Origin of the sequence: Actinacidiphila alni (assembly GCF_900112845.1) — a bacterium.
GTDB lineage: Bacteria > Actinomycetota > Actinomycetes > Streptomycetales > Streptomycetaceae > Actinacidiphila > Actinacidiphila alni.
The window spans coordinates 200,461-219,990 of the sequence record NZ_FONG01000008.1; the positions used below are offsets into that span (position 1 = coordinate 200,461).

Genomic DNA, 19,530 nt, shown 5'->3' on the forward strand with positions numbered 1-19,530 from the left:
CGCCAGATACTAGACACTTGTGGCGAACGGGAATGCATCATTCCGCCGACCTCAAGGTGAACGTCGAACGCCCGCCCGGTGCCCGAAGGCAGCCGGACGGGCGCATGATCCGACGATCGCACCGCGCGCTCGGGTCACACCCGGACGGGCTCGAACTCCTCCTCCACCGGCCCCTCGGCGCCGGCCTCGTCCGAACCGTCGCCGAGGTTCTTGCGGAGCTGCTCACCTTCGACGTCGACGTTGGGCAGCGCGCGGTCGAGCCAGCGCGGCAGCCACCAGGCGGACCGGCCGAGCAGCGCCAGCACCGCGGGAACGATGGTCATACGAACGATGAACGCGTCGAAGGCGACCGCGATCGCGAGCCCGAAGCCCATCATCTTGATCATCGACTCGGAGGAGCCGATGAAGCCGGCGAAGACGCTGATCATGATGACCGCGGCGGCGGACACCACCCGCGCACCATGGGTGAATCCGGTGACGACCGCTTGACCCGGCGTCTCCCCGTGGACGTACGCCTCACGCATACGGGTGACCAGGAAGACCTCGTAGTCCATCGCCAGTCCGAAAACCACACCGATCATGAAGATCGGCATCATGCTCATGATCGGACCGGTCTGCTCAACGCCCATCAGACCGGACAGCCATCCCCATTGGAAGACGGCCACGACCGCGCCGAGCGCGGCGAGCACCGACAGCAGGAAGCCGAGCGCGGCCTTCAGCGGCACCAGCACCGACCGGAATACGATCATCAGCAGCAGGAACGCGAGTCCGACCACCAGCGCCAGATACGGCACGAGCGCGTCGTTCAGCTTCTGCGACACATCGATGTTCATCGCGGTCGTACCGGTGACCAGCACCTGCGCACCGGTCTCGTCGGTGAACTCACCCTGATGACCGCGGATCGCGTGCACCAGGTCCTCGGTCTGCGTGCTGCTGGGCTTGGAATCCGGCACCACCGACAGGGTGGCGGTGTCACCCTTGGTGTTGAACGCCGGGTCATTAACACTTTTAACGTCCGAGAAGCCGGAGATCGTCGTCTTCACCTGGTCGACGGCGGCCTTCGGATTGTCGCTGGAACCGGCGTCGACCACGACCATCAGCGGCCCGTTGAAGCCGGGCCCGAAGCCGTCCGACAGCATGTCGTACGCCTTGCGCTGCGTGGTACTCACCGGCTGCGAACCGTCGTCCGGCAGCCCCAGCTCCATGCTGCTCATCGGAATAGCGGCCAATCCCAGCGCGACGACACCGGCGATCAGGAACGGCACCCGGCGGCGGACGATCAGCCGCGCCCAGCGGGTCCCCATGTTGGGCTTGTCGCTGTGACCGGCCCGGCCCTTTCGCACCTTGCGGGTGAGCACCTTGGGGCCGGCGAAACCGAGCAGCGCGGGGATCAGGGTGAGCGCGATGAGCACGGCGATCGCGACGGTCGCCGCCGCGGCCAGGCCCATCTTGGTCAGCATCGGGATGTTGACCACGGCGAGACCGGCGAGCGCGATGAGTACGGTCAGGCCCGCGAAGACCACCGCGGAGCCCGCGGTGCCGACCGCGCGTCCGGCCGCGTCCTCACCGTCACGGCCCTCCATGAGTTCATGCCGGTGCCGCGACACGATGAACAACGCGTAGTCGATACCGACCGCCAGTCCGATCATCGACGCGAGCGTGGACGACGTACTGGACAGGCCGAGCGTGCTGGCGAGCGCGGTGATGGCCGCGATGCCGATACCGACACCCATGATCGCGGTGAGCAGCGGCAGCCCTGCGGCCACCAAGGAACTGAACGTGATCAAAAGCACCACGGCCGCGATGCCCACACCGATGATCTCACTGTTGCCGGTCTCGGGTGACGCCTCCAGCGCCGTACCACCGGTCTCCACCGTCAGCCCGGCGTCCCTGCCGTGCTGCGCCGCGTCCTTGATCGCGGTGTGCGTGGCATCGGTGATGTCGGTCGACTTGGCGGTGTAACTGACCGACGTGTACGCCGTCGTACCGTCCTTGCTGACCGCGTCGCCGCCGACGGCGAACGGGTCGGCGACGGTCGCCTTCTGCGGCGTGTGCTTCAGCTCGTCGAGCACCTTCTCGACGGCCGCCTTGTTCGGCCCCGCGGTGATTTTCTGACCATCGGGAGCCTGGAAGACCATGCGCGCACTGGCACCGTCGGCATTGGTGCCGGGGAAACGTTCGTGCAGCAGGTCGAACGCCTGCTGCGCCTCGGTGCCCGGGACGGTGAAGTTGTCGCTCGGCGCGGACGGCGCGGTCGCGGCGCCGACCCCGGCGAGCGCCAGCAACGCCACCCAGATCAGTACGACGAATCGCCGTCGCCGGAAGGCGAACCGTCCCAGCTTGTAGAGAAATGTGGCCATGAGGGCGTGGGCTCCCGTCAGGAAGGGTCGGAAAGTGGGCGTGAGGAACCAGCCCGACGACGAGAGCGGCGTGTCAGGTGGAGCGGTGACGCGTGATGTAAGTGCGGTGAGAGTTAAGGAATTACAGGCATGCGGGCATGAAGCAGTTGTCCGGTCTTCGTCATGAAGGACTCGTCACGACAGACGCAGGGCGGGGACGACCACCGCGTCGATGTATCTGTGCGAGAAGTCGGGGTCGGGGTCGACGCCCTCGATGATGGGACGCGCCAGTGCGCCCCCGAACAGCAGGTGCGGCACGAATTCGCGGGCCGGATTGTCCGCGGCCAGTTCACCGCGGTCCACGGCGCGTTGCACCATGGCACGGAAATTCTCCAGCTCCGGCTCGATCAGCAGCTCGCGCAGCGCCCGGAACAGGTCCTCGTTCTGGAAGGCCGCGTGCGCGAGCCCCCGCATGAGTTCCTGGTCCCGCTTGGTCTCCGCCTCGTCGTGACAGCGGATGATCTCGTGCAGGTCGCCGCTGAGCGATCCGGTGTCGATGTCCGCGGCGGACACCGGCTTGGAGTGCCGCAGCGCGGTGGCGACGAGTTCCGGCTTGCCCTTCCACTGGCGGTAGAGGGTGGCCTTGCTGGACCGCGTACGGGTCGCGACCGCGTCCATCGTCAGCGCTTCGTAGCCGACCTCCCGCAGCAGTTCGACGACCGCCGCGTAGAGTTCCCGCTCGCGCTCGGGGGTCAGGCGCGTACGACGCGTGGCGGTTGCCTCAGCCGTCATGTCGCCCTGCCCTCCGTGTCGAAACGATGTCGTACACATAACCATAGACGGCCCACGATCGAAACGCCACCGTTTCGATCGTGGGCCGTATCACGTGCGTGACGCTCAACCCCTCCGGGAGGGTCAGGCGGGAAGCGCCAGCGTGTGCCCGGTGTGCTCGACCTTCGCCCGCAGGTAGCGGACATTGGCGTCCGACACATGGACGCCGGTCGGGATCCGCTCGACCACCTCCGTGCCGAGTGCGGTCAGTTGCAGCGCCTTGTCCGGGTTGTTGCTCAGCAGCCGGATCCGGCCGACGCCGAGCGCGGTCAGCATCTGCGCCGCCGCGGTGTAGTCCCGCTCGTCCTCGCCGCGCCCGAGCGCGAGATTCGCCTCGTACGTGTCGAGGCCGTCGTCCTGCAGCGCGTACGCGTCGAGCTTCGCGTACAGGCCGATGCCCCGGCCCTCCTGGCGCAGGTAGAGCAGATAACCGCCTGTCCGCGTGATCCGCTCCACCGCCTCGCGCAACTGCGGGCCGCAGTCGCAGCGCTCGGAACCGAAGACGTCCCCCGTCAGGCACTCCGAGTGCGGCCGCACCAGCGGCGTGCCGGCGTTCGCGTAGTCGCCGAGCCCCAGCGCCAAATGCTCCTTGCCGTCCGCCAAACCGGTGAAGGTGAATACGTCCGCGGTCGTCCCCCACCCGTCGGGGAACCTCAGCGGCACCCGCACCTTGGTGCGGACATCGGCGACGGGCAGCGGATTGCCGCCACCCTCGTATGCGTTGACCGACATGGGTGACCCCCTCATAAGATCTTGAAACATCAAGCTCTTTCGCCGGTCGGATTATTTCCCCCGCGGCGATATGTGACCCAGGTCACGCCAACCCGTCGCCTTGGCCGCCCGCTTCGACCCCGCTCACCCCTGCCGTCCGCCGGTCCGGCATGCTGACGCGGTGACGGGGACCAGAAACACGGCAGCGGCAGCGGGCAGGGCGGGCGCGGGCAGGCCGAGCGCGAACAGGCGGGGCACCGCCGCCAGCAGCACGGTCCCGGCGCACTAACGGTGCACGCCGTACTCGCCGGCTTCCTGCCCATCTGGGTCATCACCGCCCTCGGCTGGGCGGCCGCCCGCTTCGACCTGCTCGGCGACCAGGCGCAGACCGTACTCGGCCGGTTCGCCTTCACCTTCGCCATGCCGTCGCTGCTGTTCCTGACGATGTCCAGGTCCCACATCGGCGACCTCGCCACCGCGGCCGTCGGCGTGTTCGCGCTCAGCCTGCTCATCGTCTTCGCCGCCGCCCTGGCCGCCGGCCGCCGGATCTTCCGGCACCGCCAGGCCGACCAGGCGATCGGCGCGATGTGCGCCTCCTACGTCAACTCCGCCAACCTCGGTATCCCCGTCGCCGTGCACGTCCTGCACGACACGTCCTTCATCGTCGCCGCCGCGCTCTTCCAGATGCTCTTCGTCACCCCGCTGATCCTGATCCTCATCGACCTCGACACCCACCGCGGCGTCGGCGACGCATGGTCGCGCATGCTCCGACTGCCCTTCCGCAACCCGGTGATCGCCGCCTCCGCCGCGGGCCTGCTGGTCGCCGCCACCGGCCTGACCCTGCCCGACGAAGTCGTCTCCCCCGTCCAACTCCTCGGCGGCGCGGGCGTACCGTCCGCGCTCTTCGCCCTCGGCATGTCCCTGCACGCCCGGTCCCGCCCCACCCCGGCCGCGCGCGCCGAACGCCGCCTCCTGGTCGCCCTCAAGACCGTCGTCCACCCCCTGCTGGCCTATCTGCTGGCGCGCTACGCCTTCTCCCTGTCCGGCCACGCGCTCTTCGCGGTGGTGTTGTGCGCCGGACTGCCCACCGCGCAGAACGCCTTCATCTACGCCTCCGAATACCGCCTCGCCACCGATCTCCCCCGCGACACCGTCCTGCTGACCACCCTCCTGTCGATGGTCACCCTCACCCTGATCGCCTACGTGCTCGGCTGAGCCCCGTCCCGCGCGCCGGCCGGCGGCCCCACCTCGTACGTCAGATACGCGAACTGACCCTCCTGCCGCACCCCCGTCAGCCGCATCCGGCCCCCGTCGATCCGCCGCGGCAGCAGCGGCGCGCCCGCCCCCAGCGTCACCGGCGCCACCCCGAGGATGATCTCGTCCAGCAGCCCTTCGTCCGCGAACTGCCCGACCAACTCACCGCCGCCGAGCAGCCACACGTTCTCCCCGTACCCCCTGCTGCGGTCGCTGCCGTCCCGCACGGCCGCGACCATCTCCTCGTACACCGGCCGCACATCCCCCTGCACGAACCGGATGTCCACCCCCGGCACCACCGGCAGATCCGTCCGGTGCGTGAACACCCAGCACGGCCGCTCCCCGTAGTACTTCCGCCACTCCTCCGGCCGCTCCACCACCTTTTCGTGCTCCAACACCCAGCGATAGGTCGTCGCCCCCATCGCCATCGCCCCGATCCCCGCGATGAACCGCTCGAATTCCGCCCCCGGTTCCGTCTCCACCTCGAATAGCCAGTCCAGCGAATTCCGCTCGTCAGCGAGGAATCCGTCGACCGTGGTCGCCGTGTAGTACTGAGTCCTGGTCACGCCCACACCCTGCCACCCACCACTGACAATCCGGCTCCCCCGCAGGTCACCCCACCCGCACGGCCCTCCGCGCCCCTCGCCGAGGCCCACCGGACACCGGTGACCGAGCAGCCCCGGAATCGCGCGGCACGCCGGCCGGCCCCACAACGACGAAGAGCCCGCCCGATCAGATGATCGGACGGGCTCTCGTCACCATTCCTGAGCGAACTCAAGAATCATGCTGCGGTGGACCTGAGGGGATTCGAACCCCTGACCCCCTCGATGCGAACGAGGTGCGCTACCGGACTGCGCCACAGGCCCTTGCAACGAGGAAAACTCTAGCATCCCGGGACGGGTGGTCGTGAACGCGATTCGCGCTGGTCCGGGCACGACCGCGCGCCCGGGAGCCTTGGCGGCGCTACTCGTTGGCGGCGCGGGGCCGTTCGGAGGGGTCGGCGTACTGGTCGAAGAGCGGCGTACGGGGCGTACGCGGGCGGGGCCGGCGCGACTGCGGCTGGGGCGCGGCCGGTGCGGCGGGCCGCTCCGGAGCCGCGGGGGCGGCCTCGGGCGCGGCGGTACCGGACCGCGCGGAGCTCCAGGTGTCGGGCGCGCCGGGATCGATGCCCCCCGGGGTGCGGGGGGCGACCGGGGCCGTCACATAGGTGGGGAGCGGAACGGGTACGGGCTCCCAGCCGTCGTCGTCACTCTGCTGCGCACGCTGCTGGTCGACCCATTCGGCGTGGTCGGTCTGCTCGACAAGCGCGCGCCGGTCGGCCGTCCGCGACGAGGGGGCGGGCGCGGACCGCTGCGCGGGAGCCGGCTGCGGTTCCTCGGCGGCGGCGGGTGCGGGACGTGCCCGCAACCTGCGCGCGGCTTCGGCGGCGTGCTGCTGGTCGATGCGGACCTCGAAACGGCGCCGCTCCTGGCGCCGCATCTGGCCGATGTAGATGGTCAGCAGTACGGCCGGGATCGCGGGCGCCCAGAGCAGCGCGAAGCCGCCGACGGCCGCCGCGATGGCGCCGACGGTGAAGGCGAGGAAGAGCAGTGTGGTGGTACGGCGGCGGCGGGCCAGCACCTTGGCGCGCGGATTGGGCACGCCGGATCGCGTACCGGGTGCGCCGTGGCCGCTGTGCGCGGGGTGTTGCGCGCCGCGGGCGCCGGGGCCGGTGTGCGCGCCCTGCTGGAGCACGCCCGGCCGCACCTCGGTCGCGGGCACGGCGAGCCCGCGGACGTCCACCGACGCGGTGAGATCGTCCTCGGATGCGTCGTCGGCTTCGTCCTCCGCGGGTTCGACGCTCTCACCTCGCGCCTTCGCGACACGCCGCTCCATCGCCGCCCGCCCGGACAGGAGCCGGATGGCGGTGCTGAAGCGTTCCGTCGGACGCGCTTCGTTGAGCTCATCCTGCCTACGGAGCCACATGGGCACCAGATAGGCAGCCCAGGCCCCGACGATGACTGCGTAGATGAGGCCACTACTGCTCACGCGTTACACGGTAGGGGTGATCGAGACACGCCATACGCAATTTGGCCCGGTGTGTCGCACGATCTGGCTGATATGCCGAGATTTTTTTGCGATTGGCTTCACTTTCGAACAAAGGTTTTATTTCTGCGGGGTTCCCGGCCTGGCCTGCCGCCAGCGGTTCAGCAGCCCCTCGGGGACTTCCTCCGCCGTCAGCGCGTACACCAGATGGTCCCGCCAACCACCGTCGATATGCAGATAACGCGGGCGCAGCCCCTCTTCACGGAAACCGAGCTTTTCGGCCACCCGGCGGCTGGGACCGTTCTCCGGGCGAATGCACACCTCGATACGGTGCAGGCCGACCCGCCGGAAGCAGTGGTCGACGGCGAGCGCCACCGACGTCGGCATCACCCCGCGCCCGGCGACCGCCTCGTCGACCCAGTAGCCGACGTGCGCCGAGCACATCGACCCCCAGGTGATGCCGGCGACGGTGAGTTGACCCGCGAGCCGCCCCTGATAGTCGATGACGAACGGCAGCATCCGGCCGGCACTCGCCTCCGAACGCAGGTGCCGCACCATCTGACGGTACGTGGGGCGCTGTGCCACATGGCCGGGCGGGGCGGGCGGTACGGTCGCCTCCCAGGGACGCAGCCAGTCACGGTTGCGCCGGTTGACCTCGCGCCAGGCGCGCTGGTCACGCATCCGGATCGGGCGGAGGGTGATGTCACCGTCCACCAATTCGACCGGCCAGGTCCCGTTCAGCTCGGTCTCCCAGGGACTGAAGTCGGATGATCACCCTTCGGGTGGTCATCATTCAGGTGATCGTCGTTCGGATGATCATTGTTCGGGTGATCGCCGCCGTGGATCTGGTCGACGGCGTGCGCCAGGAGCGGCGCGAGTACGGCGAGGCCGTCCTTCACCCCTCCGCTGGAACCAGGAAGGTTCACCACCAGAGTGCGTCCGCACACCCCGGCGACGCCACGGGAGAGCGCGGCGGTCGGCACCTTCTCCCGGCCCGCCGCCCGGATCGCCTCCGCGATGCCGGGGATCTCGTAGTCCAGCAGCGCCCGGGTGACCTCGGGCGTGCGGTCCGTCGGCGAGATACCGGTGCCGCCGGTGGTGACCACCACGTCGTACGCGGCCTCCGCCGCCTCCCGCAGCGCCACGCCGACGGGCTCGCCGTCGGGCACCACCCGCGGACCGTCGACGGTGAAGCCGAGGTCCCGCAGGCCGGCGACGATCAGCGGGCCGCCGCGGTCCTCGTACACGCCTGCGGACGCCCGGTTGGACGCGGTCACGGCGAGGGCGCGCAACGACCGGCGCTCAGCCTGGTGGCCGGTCATCCGCGGTGCCAGTCGCCGGACTTGCCGCCGGTCTTCTCCTCGACCCGCACATCGGTGATGACGGCCGCCTTGTCGACGGCCTTCACCATGTCGACGACGGTGAGCGCGGCGACACTGACCGCGGTCAGCGCCTCCATCTCCACCCCGGTGCGGTCGGTCGTCTTCACCGTGGCGGCGATCTCCACGGCGTCGTCGGCGACCACCAGGTCGACTGTCACACCGGAGACGGCCAACGGGTGACACAACGGGATCAGGTCGGGGGTGCGCTTGGCGCCCATGATGCCGGCGATCCGCGCCGTGGCGATCGCGTCACCCTTCGGTACCCCGGCGCCGCGCAGAAGGTCGATCACGGCGGCGCTGACCAGGACGCGGCCCGTCGCCCTGGCCGTGCGCGCGGTGACGTCCTTGGCGGAGACGTCCACCATGCGGGCCGCTCCGGCCTCGTCGAGGTGGGTGAGGTGCTGCTGCGCGCTGCTCATCGTTCTCCCGATGCGGTCTCTTGGGCAGACACCGTACCGGCAGGGGGCCGCGCCCGACCCGCCGGTCCGCGCCGTTGTGCGCGCGAACCGTCGGCGGGCCGGCCGTCCGCCCCGGCTAGCCCTCCAGTACGACCACTTCGACGTTCGCGCCGGCCGCCACCGACGTGTCGGCCTCCGGTACGACGATCAGCGCGTCGGCGTGTGCGAGCGCCCGCACCAGATGCGATCCGGAACCGCCGACCGGCGTGACCGTACCGGCCGCCCGGTTGTAGTGACCGCGCAGAAACTGCCGCCTTCCTTCCGGCGACCGCTCGATCGCGGTGACACAGGTGGCGCGCACGACCTCCCGGTGCACGGAACCGGCACCCATGAGTGTGCGGATCGCGGGTCGGACGAACAGCTCGAAGGACACATACGCGCTCACCGGATTGCCGGGCAGCGCGAGCAGCGGGGTGCGGTCGGGGCCGATCCGTCCGAAGCCCTGCGGCTTGCCCGGTTGCATCGCGAGCTTGCGGAAGTCGACAAATCCACCCGGCGCGGGAGTGTCACCCTGCCCGAGGTCGCTACCGTCCGCGGTGTTGACGGCCACGTCCTCACTACCGTCGGAGATCGACGACAGCGCCTCCTTGACCACGTCGTACGCGCCGACACTCACCCCGCCGCTGGTGACGATGATGTCGGCGCGGATGAGCTGGTCCTCGATGGTCGCGCGCAGCGTCTCCACCTCGTCGGCGACAGCGCCCACGCGGTACGCGATCGCACCGGCGGCACGCGCGGCGGCGGTCAGCGCGAAACTGTTGGAGTCATAAATCCGACCGGCGGCGAGCTCCTCACCCGGTTGCATCAACTCACTGCCGGTGGACACCACGACCACCCTGGGCCGCGGCCGCACCTTGACGGTGCCGCGCCCGATCGCCGCGAGCAGCCCGATCTGCGCCGGGCCGAGAATCGTACCGGCGGCCAGTGCCAGCTCCCCCGCCGCCACATCACTGCCGCGCTCGCGTACGAATTCCCCTTGCCGCACGGGCCGGTGCACCCGCACCTCGCCGGCCGCGCCGGACGGGTCGGTGCTGTGCGCGGCCATCGTCGTCGCCGGCCCGCCACCGGTGCCGCCGTCGGTCCACTCCACCGGTGCGATGCCCTCCGCACCAGGCGGCAGCGGGGCGCCTGTCATGATCCTGGCGGCCTGACCGGGGCCCACCGTGGGCAGTTCGCCACTGCCCGCCGCCACGTCACCGACGACCTCCAGCACCGCCGGGTGTTCCTCGGTCGCCGCCTCGGTGTCCGCCACCCGTACGGCGTAACCGTCCATCGAGCTGTTCTCGAACGGCGGCAGCGCGACCGGCACCGTGACGTCCTCGACCAGTACACAGCCCTGTGCGTCGAGGAGTTGCAGCTCGATCGGCTCCAACGGGGTCAATTGCCCCAGGATGCTGTCGAGATGTTCGGAGACGGACCACACCCGGTCGACGTCATGACTCACTCTTGCATCTCCTCGGTGACGTACGAACGCAGCCAGGTCCGGAAATCGGGCCCCAGGTCATCACGTTCGCATGCCAGTCGGACAATCGCACGCAGATAGTCCGCGCGGTCACCGGTGTCGTAACGCCTCCCCTTGAACACCACCCCGTGCACCGGGCCGCCGGTCTCGTCGCTGTGCGACAGTTCGCGCAACGCGTCGGTGAGCTGAATCTCGCCGCCGCGGCCCGGCTCGGTCTTCTTGAGCACGTCGAACACGGCCGGGTCGAGCACATAGCGTCCGATCACCGCGTACGACGACGGCGCCTGGTCGCGGTTCGGCTTCTCCACGAGGTCGGTGACGCGCACCACGTCGTCATCGTTCGTCGGCTCTATGGCGGCAGACCCGTAGAGGTGGATCTGCGACGGGTCCACCTCCATGAGCGCGACGACGCTGCCGCCGTGTCGTTCCTGCACCTCCACCATGCGCGCCAGCAGCGGGTCACGGGGATCGATGAGGTCGTCACCGAGCAGCACCGCGAACGGCTGGTCACCGACGTGCGGCTCCGCGCACAGCACCGCGTGGCCGAGCCCCTTCGGGTCGCCCTGGCGCACGTAGTGCATGGTCGCGAGACCGCTGGACTCGCGGACCGCGGCGAGCCGGGACTCGTCACCCTTGCGGGTGAGCGCCTCCTCCAGCTCGTAGTTGCGGTCGAAATGGTCCTCAAGGGCACGCTTGTTGCGTCCCGTGATCATGAGCACATCGGAGAGCTGTGCGGACACGGCTTCCTCGACCACGTACTGGATCGCCGGTTTGTCGACCACGGGCAGCATTTCCTTCGGCGTCGCCTTGGTCGCCGGGAGAAAGCGGGTACCGAGACCGGCCGCAGGGATGACAGCCTTGCTGATCCGGGTACGGGGATGTGTTTGCGTCATGCCGTGCACCATAGCGGGCGTGTATTCGCCCGAAGACGATGGTCCGGCAGGTTGTGACGGATAGGCGACGGTTATGTGTGGTACGAGCGAGGCCGGCGAACGGAAGACGCGACTGCGGACGCATCTTCTGCACACCAGGCGCATGATGACGGCCGCCGAACGCGACACTGCGTCCGCCGCCGTCCTCCGCGCCGTACGCGACCTGCCGGAAGTCGCACCCCCCGGCCCGGTCGCCGCCTACGTCTCCATGGGCACCGAACCCGGCACCAGGGAGCTGATCGAATCGCTGCGCCGGGCCGGCACCCGCGTCCTGCTGCCCGTCCTGCTCGACGACAACGATCTGGACTGGGCGGAATACGAAGGCGCCGCCACCTTGCGCCGCACCGAGCGCGGCCTCTTCGAGCCGACCGGCCCGCTCCTCGGCCCGCAGGCCGTCACCCGGGCGCGCGCGGTCCTGCTGCCGGGCCTCGCCGTGGACACCCACGGCGTCCGCCTGGGCCGCGGCGGCGGATCGTACGACCGGGTCCTGCGGCGGCTGCGGGAGGCCGCCGTAAATCCGCTCCTTATGGTGCTCCTCTACGCGCACGAGGTGGTCGAGAGCGTCCCTCAGGAGCCGCATGACCACCCCGTCAACGTGGCGGTCACCCCCGAAGGGGTACACCGCTTCACCAGGTGACGTCTTTCGCGGACGAGTTTTCCGTCACCTGGTGCGCGATAACGGCGGCTACGGGGTGAGCGCCATCTTCGCCTTGGTGGCCTTGTCCACCTGTGCGTCGGAGAACACCCATGGGAGGAGTTCGTTGTTCGCCCACATATCCGTCTGGTCGGTGTAATGCGCGTTGTAGACGTGACCTGACGCGCCGGTCAGGTTGATCCAGCGGGACTTGTCGAAGTCCTGGAGGTTGACGATCATCCGCATCGACGGCACCCAGACGACGTCGTAGCCGCCGGCGGCGTTCCAGCCGGTCGCGTCCACGGCGGCCTCACCGCCACCGAGCTGCCAGGGGCCGCGGTTGAGCAGCCACTTGAGGACGGCGGGGCCGTCGGTGCCCAACGTCTGGTTCTTCAGCTCCAGCTTGTGGAGGCGGCCCCAGCTCCAGGTGCCGATGTCCTTGCCGAGCTTGGCGGTCAGCTCGTAACGGGCGTCCTTCATGGCCTGCTCGAGGAGCTGGTCGCGGTCGGTATGGTGCGCCTTGTCGGGGTCGCCACTGAAGAACGCGGTCGTCGACGTCGTCCACCAGGGGCTGTCCTGCTGCGGAAGGATCTTGCGGACCACCTCGAACCAGCGGTCGCCGCCGTCCGGCTGCGCCTCGTCCGCGTCCCGCTCACCGCACTCCTGAACGGTGCCGCTGCTGCCGTCGAGATTGTCGACAGGCCCCGTCTGCCCAGCCGGCGGCACCCGCAGGCACTGCCCCTCGGGCCGCAGCTCCTTGGGTAGCTTGTTGCCGAACGCCAGCTTGAGGACATTGCGCCACACCGCGTTGAAATACGCGGCGGCAGCGGAATCCGCGTCCTGGTTGAAGTCCCAGCCTTCGAGCAACTGCTGCGCCTTGCGGACGTAGTCACCCTTGTCGTTCGTGATGTTGATCTTCAAAAGATACGGGACGAGAAGCTTGGCGATCTCACTGCTGCTGTCACCCTGCATCGACTGCATGTCGTCCATGGAGACCTTGCCGCCGTCCTTGATCTTGGACGCGATGAGGTCGTTGATGCGCTGACTCCTTGTGCCGTATCCCCAGTCCTCGGTGAGCAGATACGGGTACTTGCTTTGATCGATGACAGCCTGGTTCGCGGTCACGATGTAGCCGCGCGGAGGGTTGTACTCGTACGGCATCGCCTTGAAGGGGATGTAGCCCTTCCACGCGTAGTGCGAGTCCCAGCCGGGCACCGGGTAGGTGCCGTCCACCCCCTTGGCGCGGATCGGCACCTGGCCCGGGGCCTGGTAGCCGATATTGCCCTGCGTGTCGGCGTAGATCAGATTTTGCGACGGTACGGCGAAGTCGGCGGCAGCCGCACGGAACTGGTCGAAGTTCGTCGCCCTGTCAAGTTCGAAGACGGCGTCCATCGTCTTCGACGGTCGCAGCGCCGTCCAATTCAGAGCGACCGCGTAACCGCTGTTGACACCGCCCGGCGGGTCGGTCACGGGTGCCGTCTGCCCCACGGTGCGGATCTCGTCGCTGCGGTCGGAGATCACCGGACCGTTGTTGGTTTCCCGCACCGTAATAGTGCGGCTTTTGCCGCCCGCGACCTTGATCGTCTCCTGGCGCGTCTTGAACGGCAGCTGCTTGCCGTCGTAGAGGTACGTGTTGGCGGTGACCTTCTCCAGGTACAGGTCGGTGACGTCCGCACCCAGGTTGGTCAGTCCCCAGGCGATGGCCTGGTTGTGGCCGATGACGACACCGGGCATCCCGGAGAAGGTGTAGCCGGCGACGTCGTACGGGCAGGAGGCGCTGACCGTACGGCAGTGCAGCCCCATCTGGTACCAGAGCGAGGGAAGCTGCGGCGCCAGGTGCGGGTCGTTGGCCAGCAGTGGCTTGCCGGTCGTCGTATAGGTGCCGGACACCACCCACGAGTTCGAGCCGATGCCGTCACCCGATGGGCCGAGCAGCGCGGGCATCTGGTCGATGATCTGAGAAATGCCGGAGAGCTGCGACGTGACCCCGCTGTTGAGCCCCTGCGGACCGCTGGAGGACGCGGGCTCGAACGCGCCGGTGTCCTCGTTGACGGAACCGCCGTCCACGATCGGGCGATTGCGGTCATAGGGATACGCGGGGTACAGCTGCTTGATCTGTGCCTGGCTGAGCCGGCTGGTCATCAGGGCGCGGTCGATCTCGTCCTGCATATTGCCGCGCAGGTCCCAGGCCATCGCCTTGAGCCACGCGACCGAGTCGACGGGCGTCCAGCGCGCCGGCTTGTAGTTGTTGCTCAGCGCCAGCGCCGCGTACTCCACGGAGAGCCCGGCCCCGCTGTGGTCCTTGAGGTAGGCGTTGACGCCGTCCGAGTACGCCTGCAGGTACGACTTGGTGGTGTCGTCGAGCTGGGTGTCGTATTCCTTCTGCGCGATTCCGTGCCAGTCCAGGGTGCGCAGGAAGGCGTCGGTCTCGACCTGGCCCTTGCCGAACATCTCCGACAGCCGCCCCGCGGTGAGGTGGCGGCGTACGTCCATCTCGTAGAAGCGGTCCTGCGCCTGGACGAACCCCTGGGCGCGGAAAAGGTCCTCGGGGTTGTCGGCGTAGATCTGCGGGATGCCGTTCTTGTCGCGCATGACGTCGACCGGGCCCGACAGGCCCTTGAGCTTCAGGGAGCCCGATGTCTGCGGGAAGGAGGCGCGGACGGTGCTCACGCTCCAGTACGACCCGAATCCGATGCCCGCCACGAGCAGCAGCACGAACGCGATCACGATGAAGCGTACGCGGCGGGATTTCTTCCGTGCGGGCATCGCTGTCCTTCGAGGGGCAGGGCGGATCGGTGATCAAGGTGCTCGTTGTGCAAGGGCAACCATAGGGGCAGCCCGGGGGTCGGCGGCCGGTGGGCCGTGGAATGCCAAGCGAGGGTAAAATGTTAGGCAAGGCAACGAAGTTGAAAGGACCGGCACCCTGACTGTCCACCACCTCAACGAGATTCTGCTGGTCGGCGCGTCAGTGCTGCTGGTCGCTGTCGTCGCCGTACGCCTTGCCTCGCGCAGCGGACTGCCGACTCTGCTCATCTACCTCGGTATCGGTGTTGCCATCGGTCAGGACGGCATCTTCGGCTTCACCTTCGACGATGTCCAGCTCACCCAAGTCCTCGGCTACGCCGCACTGGTGGTGATCCTCGCCGAGGGTGGTCTTGGTACGAAATGGCGGGAAATCAAACCAGTACTACCGGCAGCCGCGGTGTTGTCGACATTCGGCCTCATGCTGAGCGTCCTCGTCACTGCCAGTGCCGCGCACTTTCTGGTGGGCCTCGACTGGCGGCAGGCGCTGATCATCGGCGCGGTGGTGTCGTCGACGGACGCGGCGGCGGTCTTCTCCGTGCTGCGTAATGTGCCGTTGCCCAAGCGGGTGACCGGCGTCCTGGAGGCCGAGTCCGGCTTCAACGACGCCCCTGTGATCATCCTGGTCGTCTCGTTCTCCGCGGCCGGTCCTGTCGACCACTGGTACCACCTGGTGGGCGAGATAGCGCTGGAGCTGGTCATCGGTGCCGCCATCGGGCTCGCGGTCGGCTGGCTCGGCGCCTACGGCCTCAAGCACGTCGCGCTGCCCGCATCCGGCCTCTACCCGATCGCCGTCATGGCCATCGCCGTCGCCGCCTACGCGGCCGGCGCCATCGCGCACGGCTCCGGCTTCCTCGCCGTCTACATCGCCTCGCTCATCCTGGGCAATGCCAAGCTCCCGCACCGGCCCGCCACCCGCGGTTTCGCCGAGGGGCTGGGCTGGATCGCGCAGATCGGCCTGTTCGTGCTGCTCGGCCTGCTCGTCACGCCGCACGAGCTGGGTGACGACGTCGTACCCGCGCTGATCATCGGTCTGTTCCTGACCGCCGTCGCCCGCCCGGCCTCCGTCATCGCCAGCCTGGTGCCGTTCGGCATCCCCTGGCGCGAACAGGCGCTGATGTCGTGGGCCGGGCTGCGCGGCGCGGTTCCCATCGTGCTCGCGACCATCCCCATGGTGTCCGGAATCAGCGACAGCAAACGGATCTTCAACATCGTCTTCGTCCTGGTGATCGTCTACACGGTTGTGCAGGGCCCGACCCTGCCGTGGCTGGCCAAGCGGCTGCGCCTGTCCGGCGACAACGGGAGCGGCGCCGCCGACCTCGGCATCGAGTCCGCCCCGCTCGAACGGCTCCGCGGCCACCTGCTGTCCGTCGCGATTCCTGACGGCTCACGCATGCACGGCGTCGAGGTCAACGAATTGCGGCTGCCCACGGGAGCCGCCGTCACCCTGGTCGTACGGGAGGGCGCCAGCTTCGTGCCGCTGCCGTCGACCGTGCTGCGTCGCGGTGACGAGCTGCTCGTGGTGACGACCGATCCGGTACGGGACGCGGCCGAGGAGCGGCTGCGGGCCGTCGGCCGGGGCGGCAAGCTCGCCGGATGGCTGGCGTCGGGATGACCGGCGTTCTGGCCGTGCGACATTGATCCGGTCAATGCTCAGGGCCGCACCTGGTGCGCGAAAACGGCCTCGGCCTTTGCGTATCATGGATGAGGTATTTGTCGAGTTCAACCTCTGTCTGACGCAGAGCCGGCGCGGGACACCGCGCGGAGCGGACGGCTCTCGGCGCGGTCTTCGCGGACCCTGATCCGCGCACGCGTCACCAGGCGGCAGAAAGTCCAGGCTGTGGCATCCACGGTGCCCACCTCCACGTCCACTTCCGGGTCCGGGGTCTCCCCAGGCGGCGGAAAGCCGGGTTACCGGCAGTTGCTGCGCACGCCCGGCGTGTGGGCCTTCCTCCTCCCGGGTTTCGCCGCCCGGCAGCCGTTCGCGATGCTGACCATTGGCATGGTGCTGCTGGTCGAGCACACGACCGGTTCCTACGGCACAGCCGGCGCCACTGCCGCCGTCACAGGTGTCGCGATGGCGTTGTGCGCGCCGCGCGGCGGCCGGTTGGCCGACCGCTTCGGTCAGCGGACTGTTCTGCTGCCCGGCGTCGTCCTGCACGCCGCTTCGGTCGCCCTCCTGGTGACGCTCGCACTGGCCCACACACCCGCGTGGACGCTGTTCGCGGCAGCTGTGCCCGCGGGAGCCACCGTGCCTCAGGTCGGGCCCATGGTGCGTGCCCGCTGGGCGGTGGCGCTGAACGGCTCGGCCACCGCGCACCCCGGCGCGAACGCCGCCTTGATGACGACGGCTGCGGCCTTCGAATCCGTGACGGACGAGTTCACGTTCGTCATCGGCCCGGTGATCGCCACAGCCTTGTGCACGGGAGTGCACCCTGCTGCCGGCCTGATCGCCGAAGCGACGTTGACGCTCGTAGGAGGAATCCTCTTCGCGACACAGACGTCGACCGCACCGGCACCCCACCCGGTCCGCCCGGGCGCAGCGGGGAAGCCCGCCTCAGCACTGTCGGTGCCAGGCGTACGGGCGCTGGCCGTCGCCTTCCTTGGCATTGGTGCCGTCTTCGGCGGCATGCAGGTGTCGCTGGCCGCCTTCACACAGGAAATCGACCGCCCCGGCATCAACGGCTTGCTGTACGGGACCTTCGCCGCAGGAAACATGCTCGCGGGCGTCGCGTACGGCGCCATCGCCTGGCGTCGCAGCCCCCGCAGCCGTCTGCTCGCGGCGTACGCGGCCCTGGCGCTGGCCTGCGCCCCGCTGTGGGCCGTGCATTCCGTGGCGTTGCTGGCACCGCTGGGGCTGCTGGTGGGCCTGTGCATCGCGCCCGCGCTGATCACCGGCTACACGTTGGTCGATGCCCTGGTGCCGGGTGCCTCCCGCACAGAAGCCTTCACCTGGCTCACGGGGTCGGTGGCCCTGGGGCAGGCCGCCGCCGTCACGGTGGCTGGACTGCTGGCCGATCACGCGGGATCGCACGCTGGATTCACCGTGCCGCTGGTCGGTACTGCGCTTGCCCTGGTGGTGCTCATGGGGCTTCGCGGGCGGCTGGTGCCGCGGGCGCGCGGCGTGATCGCCTCTGGTGTGATCGGTCACCGTCCGCCCGTCCCGGTGGACTGACGCCGGGAAATACTGCACTATTGAGTGTCGTTAGCACTCAATGAGTGAGAGTGCCAGGAGGAGCAAGTGCCGACGTATCAGTACCAGTGCACCGAGTGCGGCGAGGCCCTTGAGGCGGTGCAGAAGTTCAGTGACGACGCGCTGACCGTGTGCCCCAACTGCAGTGGACGCTTGCGCAAGGTCTTCTCCGCCGTGGGCGTGGTCTTCAAGGGTTCCGGTTTCTACCGGACCGACAGTCGCGGCTCGTCCACGAGCAGCTCGCCTGCCACCAAGAGCAGCGGGTCGGAGAGCAAGTCCGACAGCAAGCCGTCGTCGGGATCGACGTCCGGTTCCTCGTCGACGTCGACGTCCGGCAAGGGCTCCTCGTCCTCCAGCAGCACGTCGGCGGCCTGAGCGGCCGCTGAGTGCCGCGGATCTTACGAACTCCCGTCGTTCGCGGCGGGGGTTCGTCGTATGCCGGGCGCCCGCAATAGGGTGATCACCATGGTGCAGAGCAGCAGCAGTGCGACGCAGGCGCGGGCCGAGGTCGGCGTCATCGGAGGATCGGGTTTCTACTCCTTCCTCGACGATGTGAGCGAAATCACGGTCGACACTCCCTATGGTCCGCCGAGCGACTCCCTGTTCATCGGTGAGGTCGCCGGCCGCCGCGTGGCATTCCTCCCACGACACGGCCGCAAGCACCATCTGCCTCCGCACAAGATCAACTACCGGGCCAATCTTTGGGCCCTCCGGTCCGTCGGCGTGCGCCAGGTGCTCGGCCCCTGCGCGGTCGGTGGGCTGCGCGCCGAGTACGGGCCCGGCACGCTGCTCGTGCCGGACCAACTCGTGGACCGTACGAAGTCGCGGGCGCAGTCGTATTTCGACGGCGAGACTCGGGCCGACGGCCAGGTACCAAACGTCGTGCACGTGACTTTCGCGGACCCGTACTGCCCGGTGGGGCGCGAGGCCGCCGTTGCCACGGCGCGGTCGGGCGGCTGGGAGGCGGTCGACGGCGGGACGCTGGTGGTGGTTGAGGGGCCGCGTTTCTCCACCCGCGCGGAGTCGCTCTGGCACGCGGCGCAGGGCTGGTCGGTGGTCGGGATGACGGGTCACCCCGAAGCGGTGCTCGCGCGTGAACTCGGTCTCTGCTACACGTCATTGACGCTGGTCACCGACCTGGACGCGGGCGCCGACACCGGTGAGGGTGTCTCCCACGAGGAGGTCCTCGAGGTCTTCGCGGCCAATGTCGGCCGGATGCGGGACGTTCTCTTCGACCTGATCGGCGCCCTGCCGGACAGCGATGCGCGGGACTGTCTGTGTGTGGATCCGCTGGGCGGGCAGGACCCGGGGATCATGCTCCCCTAGCCCGTATCCCGTAGCCCGAGTGCCCGCTCACTCGTACGGGTGGCCGAGTTTTCCACAGGCGGGGAGTTGTCCACAGGGCTCGGGAGCCCTGTCGGCGCTGTGCGCGATGGTGGACGCATCGACCGGATCTCCCGGTATCGATCTCCTCACATCAGGCGGTGGTCCGTCATGCCCTCCTCCC

The 19,530-nt window shown here is 68.9% G+C and carries 17 protein-coding genes and 1 tRNA gene; 6 read left to right on the forward strand and 12 right to left on the reverse strand.

Annotation, left to right across the window (positions count from 1 at the left end):
* Nucleotides 1–134: 134 nt before the first annotated feature.
* From BM076_RS15640 to BM076_RS15650, 3 genes are all read right to left on the reverse strand, one after another.
* Nucleotides 135–2,360, reverse strand: coding sequence for an MMPL family transporter (locus tag BM076_RS15640; protein WP_093714142.1), 2,226 nt, complete (start codon nucleotides 2,358–2,360; stop codon nucleotides 135–137).
* A 174-nt stretch (nucleotides 2,361–2,534) separates the two neighbouring features.
* Nucleotides 2,535–3,131: a TetR/AcrR family transcriptional regulator gene (locus BM076_RS15645; RefSeq protein ID WP_093714143.1), complete on the reverse strand. Its 597-nt coding sequence runs from the start codon at nucleotides 3,129–3,131 to the stop codon at nucleotides 2,535–2,537.
* A 123-nt stretch (nucleotides 3,132–3,254) separates the two neighbouring features.
* Entirely contained in the window at nucleotides 3,255–3,902 is a 648-nt protein-coding gene (locus BM076_RS15650; RefSeq protein ID WP_093714144.1) for a GTP cyclohydrolase II, read from the reverse strand.
* Between the two features lie 270 nt (nucleotides 3,903–4,172).
* Between BM076_RS15650 and BM076_RS15655 the strand changes: the two genes are divergently transcribed.
* Complete coding sequence (locus BM076_RS15655; protein WP_093714145.1) at nucleotides 4,173–5,096, forward strand: AEC family transporter; 924 nt, start codon at nucleotides 4,173–4,175, stop codon at nucleotides 5,094–5,096.
* Here the strand turns inward: BM076_RS15655 and BM076_RS15660 are convergent.
* From BM076_RS15660 to galU, 8 genes are all read right to left on the reverse strand, one after another.
* Entirely contained in the window at nucleotides 5,081–5,701 is a 621-nt protein-coding gene (locus BM076_RS15660) for a dihydrofolate reductase family protein (RefSeq protein ID WP_093714310.1), read from the reverse strand. The two genes, BM076_RS15655 and BM076_RS15660, sit on opposite strands and share 16 nt — an antisense overlap.
* Before the next feature lie 226 nt (nucleotides 5,702–5,927).
* A tRNA-Ala gene (locus BM076_RS15665) sits at nucleotides 5,928–6,001 on the reverse strand.
* 97 nt (nucleotides 6,002–6,098) lie between these two features.
* Nucleotides 6,099–7,163: a divisome protein SepX/GlpR gene (gene sepX, locus BM076_RS15670; protein ID WP_093714146.1), complete on the reverse strand. Its 1,065-nt coding sequence runs from the start codon at nucleotides 7,161–7,163 to the stop codon at nucleotides 6,099–6,101.
* Between the two features lie 117 nt (nucleotides 7,164–7,280).
* The gene (locus BM076_RS15675) at nucleotides 7,281–7,901 is read right to left on the reverse strand and encodes a GNAT family N-acetyltransferase (protein ID WP_177246473.1); all 621 of its coding nucleotides are present in this window, start codon (nucleotides 7,899–7,901) and stop codon (nucleotides 7,281–7,283) included.
* Nucleotides 7,898–8,482: a MogA/MoaB family molybdenum cofactor biosynthesis protein gene (locus BM076_RS15680; protein WP_093714147.1), complete on the reverse strand. Its 585-nt coding sequence runs from the start codon at nucleotides 8,480–8,482 to the stop codon at nucleotides 7,898–7,900. The genes BM076_RS15675 and BM076_RS15680 overlap by 4 nt, the downstream gene beginning before the upstream one ends.
* On the reverse strand, nucleotides 8,479–8,961 hold the full coding sequence (gene moaC / locus BM076_RS15685) for a cyclic pyranopterin monophosphate synthase MoaC (RefSeq protein WP_093714148.1): 483 nt from the start codon (nucleotides 8,959–8,961) through the stop codon (nucleotides 8,479–8,481). The genes BM076_RS15680 and moaC overlap by 4 nt, the downstream gene beginning before the upstream one ends.
* 115 nt (nucleotides 8,962–9,076) lie before the next feature.
* The gene (gene glp, locus BM076_RS15690; protein ID WP_093714149.1) at nucleotides 9,077–10,444 is read right to left on the reverse strand and encodes a molybdotransferase-like divisome protein Glp; all 1,368 of its coding nucleotides are present in this window, start codon (nucleotides 10,442–10,444) and stop codon (nucleotides 9,077–9,079) included.
* Nucleotides 10,441–11,355: a UTP--glucose-1-phosphate uridylyltransferase GalU gene (galU, locus tag BM076_RS15695; protein ID WP_093714312.1), complete on the reverse strand. Its 915-nt coding sequence runs from the start codon at nucleotides 11,353–11,355 to the stop codon at nucleotides 10,441–10,443. Before galU ends, glp begins: the two co-directional genes overlap by 4 nt.
* A 142-nt stretch (nucleotides 11,356–11,497) precedes the next feature.
* Between galU and BM076_RS15700 the strand changes: the two genes are divergently transcribed.
* Complete coding sequence (locus tag BM076_RS15700; RefSeq protein WP_245796077.1) at nucleotides 11,498–12,031, forward strand: 5-formyltetrahydrofolate cyclo-ligase; 534 nt, start codon at nucleotides 11,498–11,500, stop codon at nucleotides 12,029–12,031.
* A gap of 48 nt (nucleotides 12,032–12,079) precedes the next feature.
* On the opposite strand, the gene BM076_RS15705 is transcribed toward BM076_RS15700, so the two are convergent.
* The gene (locus tag BM076_RS15705; protein WP_093714151.1) at nucleotides 12,080–14,794 is read right to left on the reverse strand and encodes a penicillin acylase family protein; all 2,715 of its coding nucleotides are present in this window, start codon (nucleotides 14,792–14,794) and stop codon (nucleotides 12,080–12,082) included.
* Nucleotides 14,795–14,951: 157 nt separating this feature from the next.
* On the opposite strand from BM076_RS15705, the gene BM076_RS15710 reads away from it, so the two are divergent.
* From BM076_RS15710 to BM076_RS15725, 4 genes are all read left to right on the forward strand, one after another.
* Nucleotides 14,952–16,445 (forward strand): potassium/proton antiporter, encoded by a 1,494-nt coding sequence (locus tag BM076_RS15710; protein ID WP_093714152.1) that lies wholly within the window; start codon nucleotides 14,952–14,954, stop codon nucleotides 16,443–16,445.
* Between the two features lie 237 nt (nucleotides 16,446–16,682).
* Entirely contained in the window at nucleotides 16,683–18,005 is a 1,323-nt protein-coding gene (locus BM076_RS15715; protein WP_245796099.1) for an MFS transporter, read from the forward strand.
* A 66-nt stretch (nucleotides 18,006–18,071) separates the two neighbouring features.
* Nucleotides 18,072–18,398 (forward strand): FmdB family zinc ribbon protein, encoded by a 327-nt coding sequence (locus tag BM076_RS15720; RefSeq protein ID WP_093714153.1) that lies wholly within the window; start codon nucleotides 18,072–18,074, stop codon nucleotides 18,396–18,398.
* 90 nt (nucleotides 18,399–18,488) lie between these two features.
* Complete coding sequence (locus tag BM076_RS15725; RefSeq protein ID WP_093714154.1) at nucleotides 18,489–19,349, forward strand: S-methyl-5'-thioadenosine phosphorylase; 861 nt, start codon at nucleotides 18,489–18,491, stop codon at nucleotides 19,347–19,349.
* Nucleotides 19,350–19,530 lie beyond the last annotated feature (181 nt).

Bases quoted from the DNA above. Each gene is read 5' to 3' on its own strand.
- BM076_RS15640 (WP_093714142.1), bottom strand. From the start codon at position 2,360: ATGGCCACATTTCTCTACAAGCTGGGACGGTTCGCCTTCCGGCGACGG.
- BM076_RS15645 (WP_093714143.1), bottom strand. From the start codon at position 3,131: ATGACGGCTGAGGCAACCGCCACGCGTCGTACGCGCCTGACCCCCGAG.
- BM076_RS15650 (WP_093714144.1), bottom strand. From the start codon at position 3,902: ATGTCGGTCAACGCATACGAGGGTGGCGGCAATCCGCTGCCCGTCGCC.
- BM076_RS15680 (WP_093714147.1), bottom strand. From the start codon at position 8,482: ATGACCGGCCACCAGGCTGAGCGCCGGTCGTTGCGCGCCCTCGCCGTG.
- moaC (WP_093714148.1), bottom strand. From the start codon at position 8,961: ATGAGCAGCGCGCAGCAGCACCTCACCCACCTCGACGAGGCCGGAGCG.
- galU (WP_093714312.1), bottom strand. From the start codon at position 11,355: ATGACGCAAACACATCCCCGTACCCGGATCAGCAAGGCTGTCATCCCT.
- BM076_RS15700 (WP_245796077.1), top strand. From the start codon at position 11,498: ATGATGACGGCCGCCGAACGCGACACTGCGTCCGCCGCCGTCCTCCGC.
- BM076_RS15705 (WP_093714151.1), bottom strand. From the start codon at position 14,794: ATGCCCGCACGGAAGAAATCCCGCCGCGTACGCTTCATCGTGATCGCG.
- BM076_RS15725 (WP_093714154.1), top strand. From the start codon at position 18,489: ATGGTGCAGAGCAGCAGCAGTGCGACGCAGGCGCGGGCCGAGGTCGGC.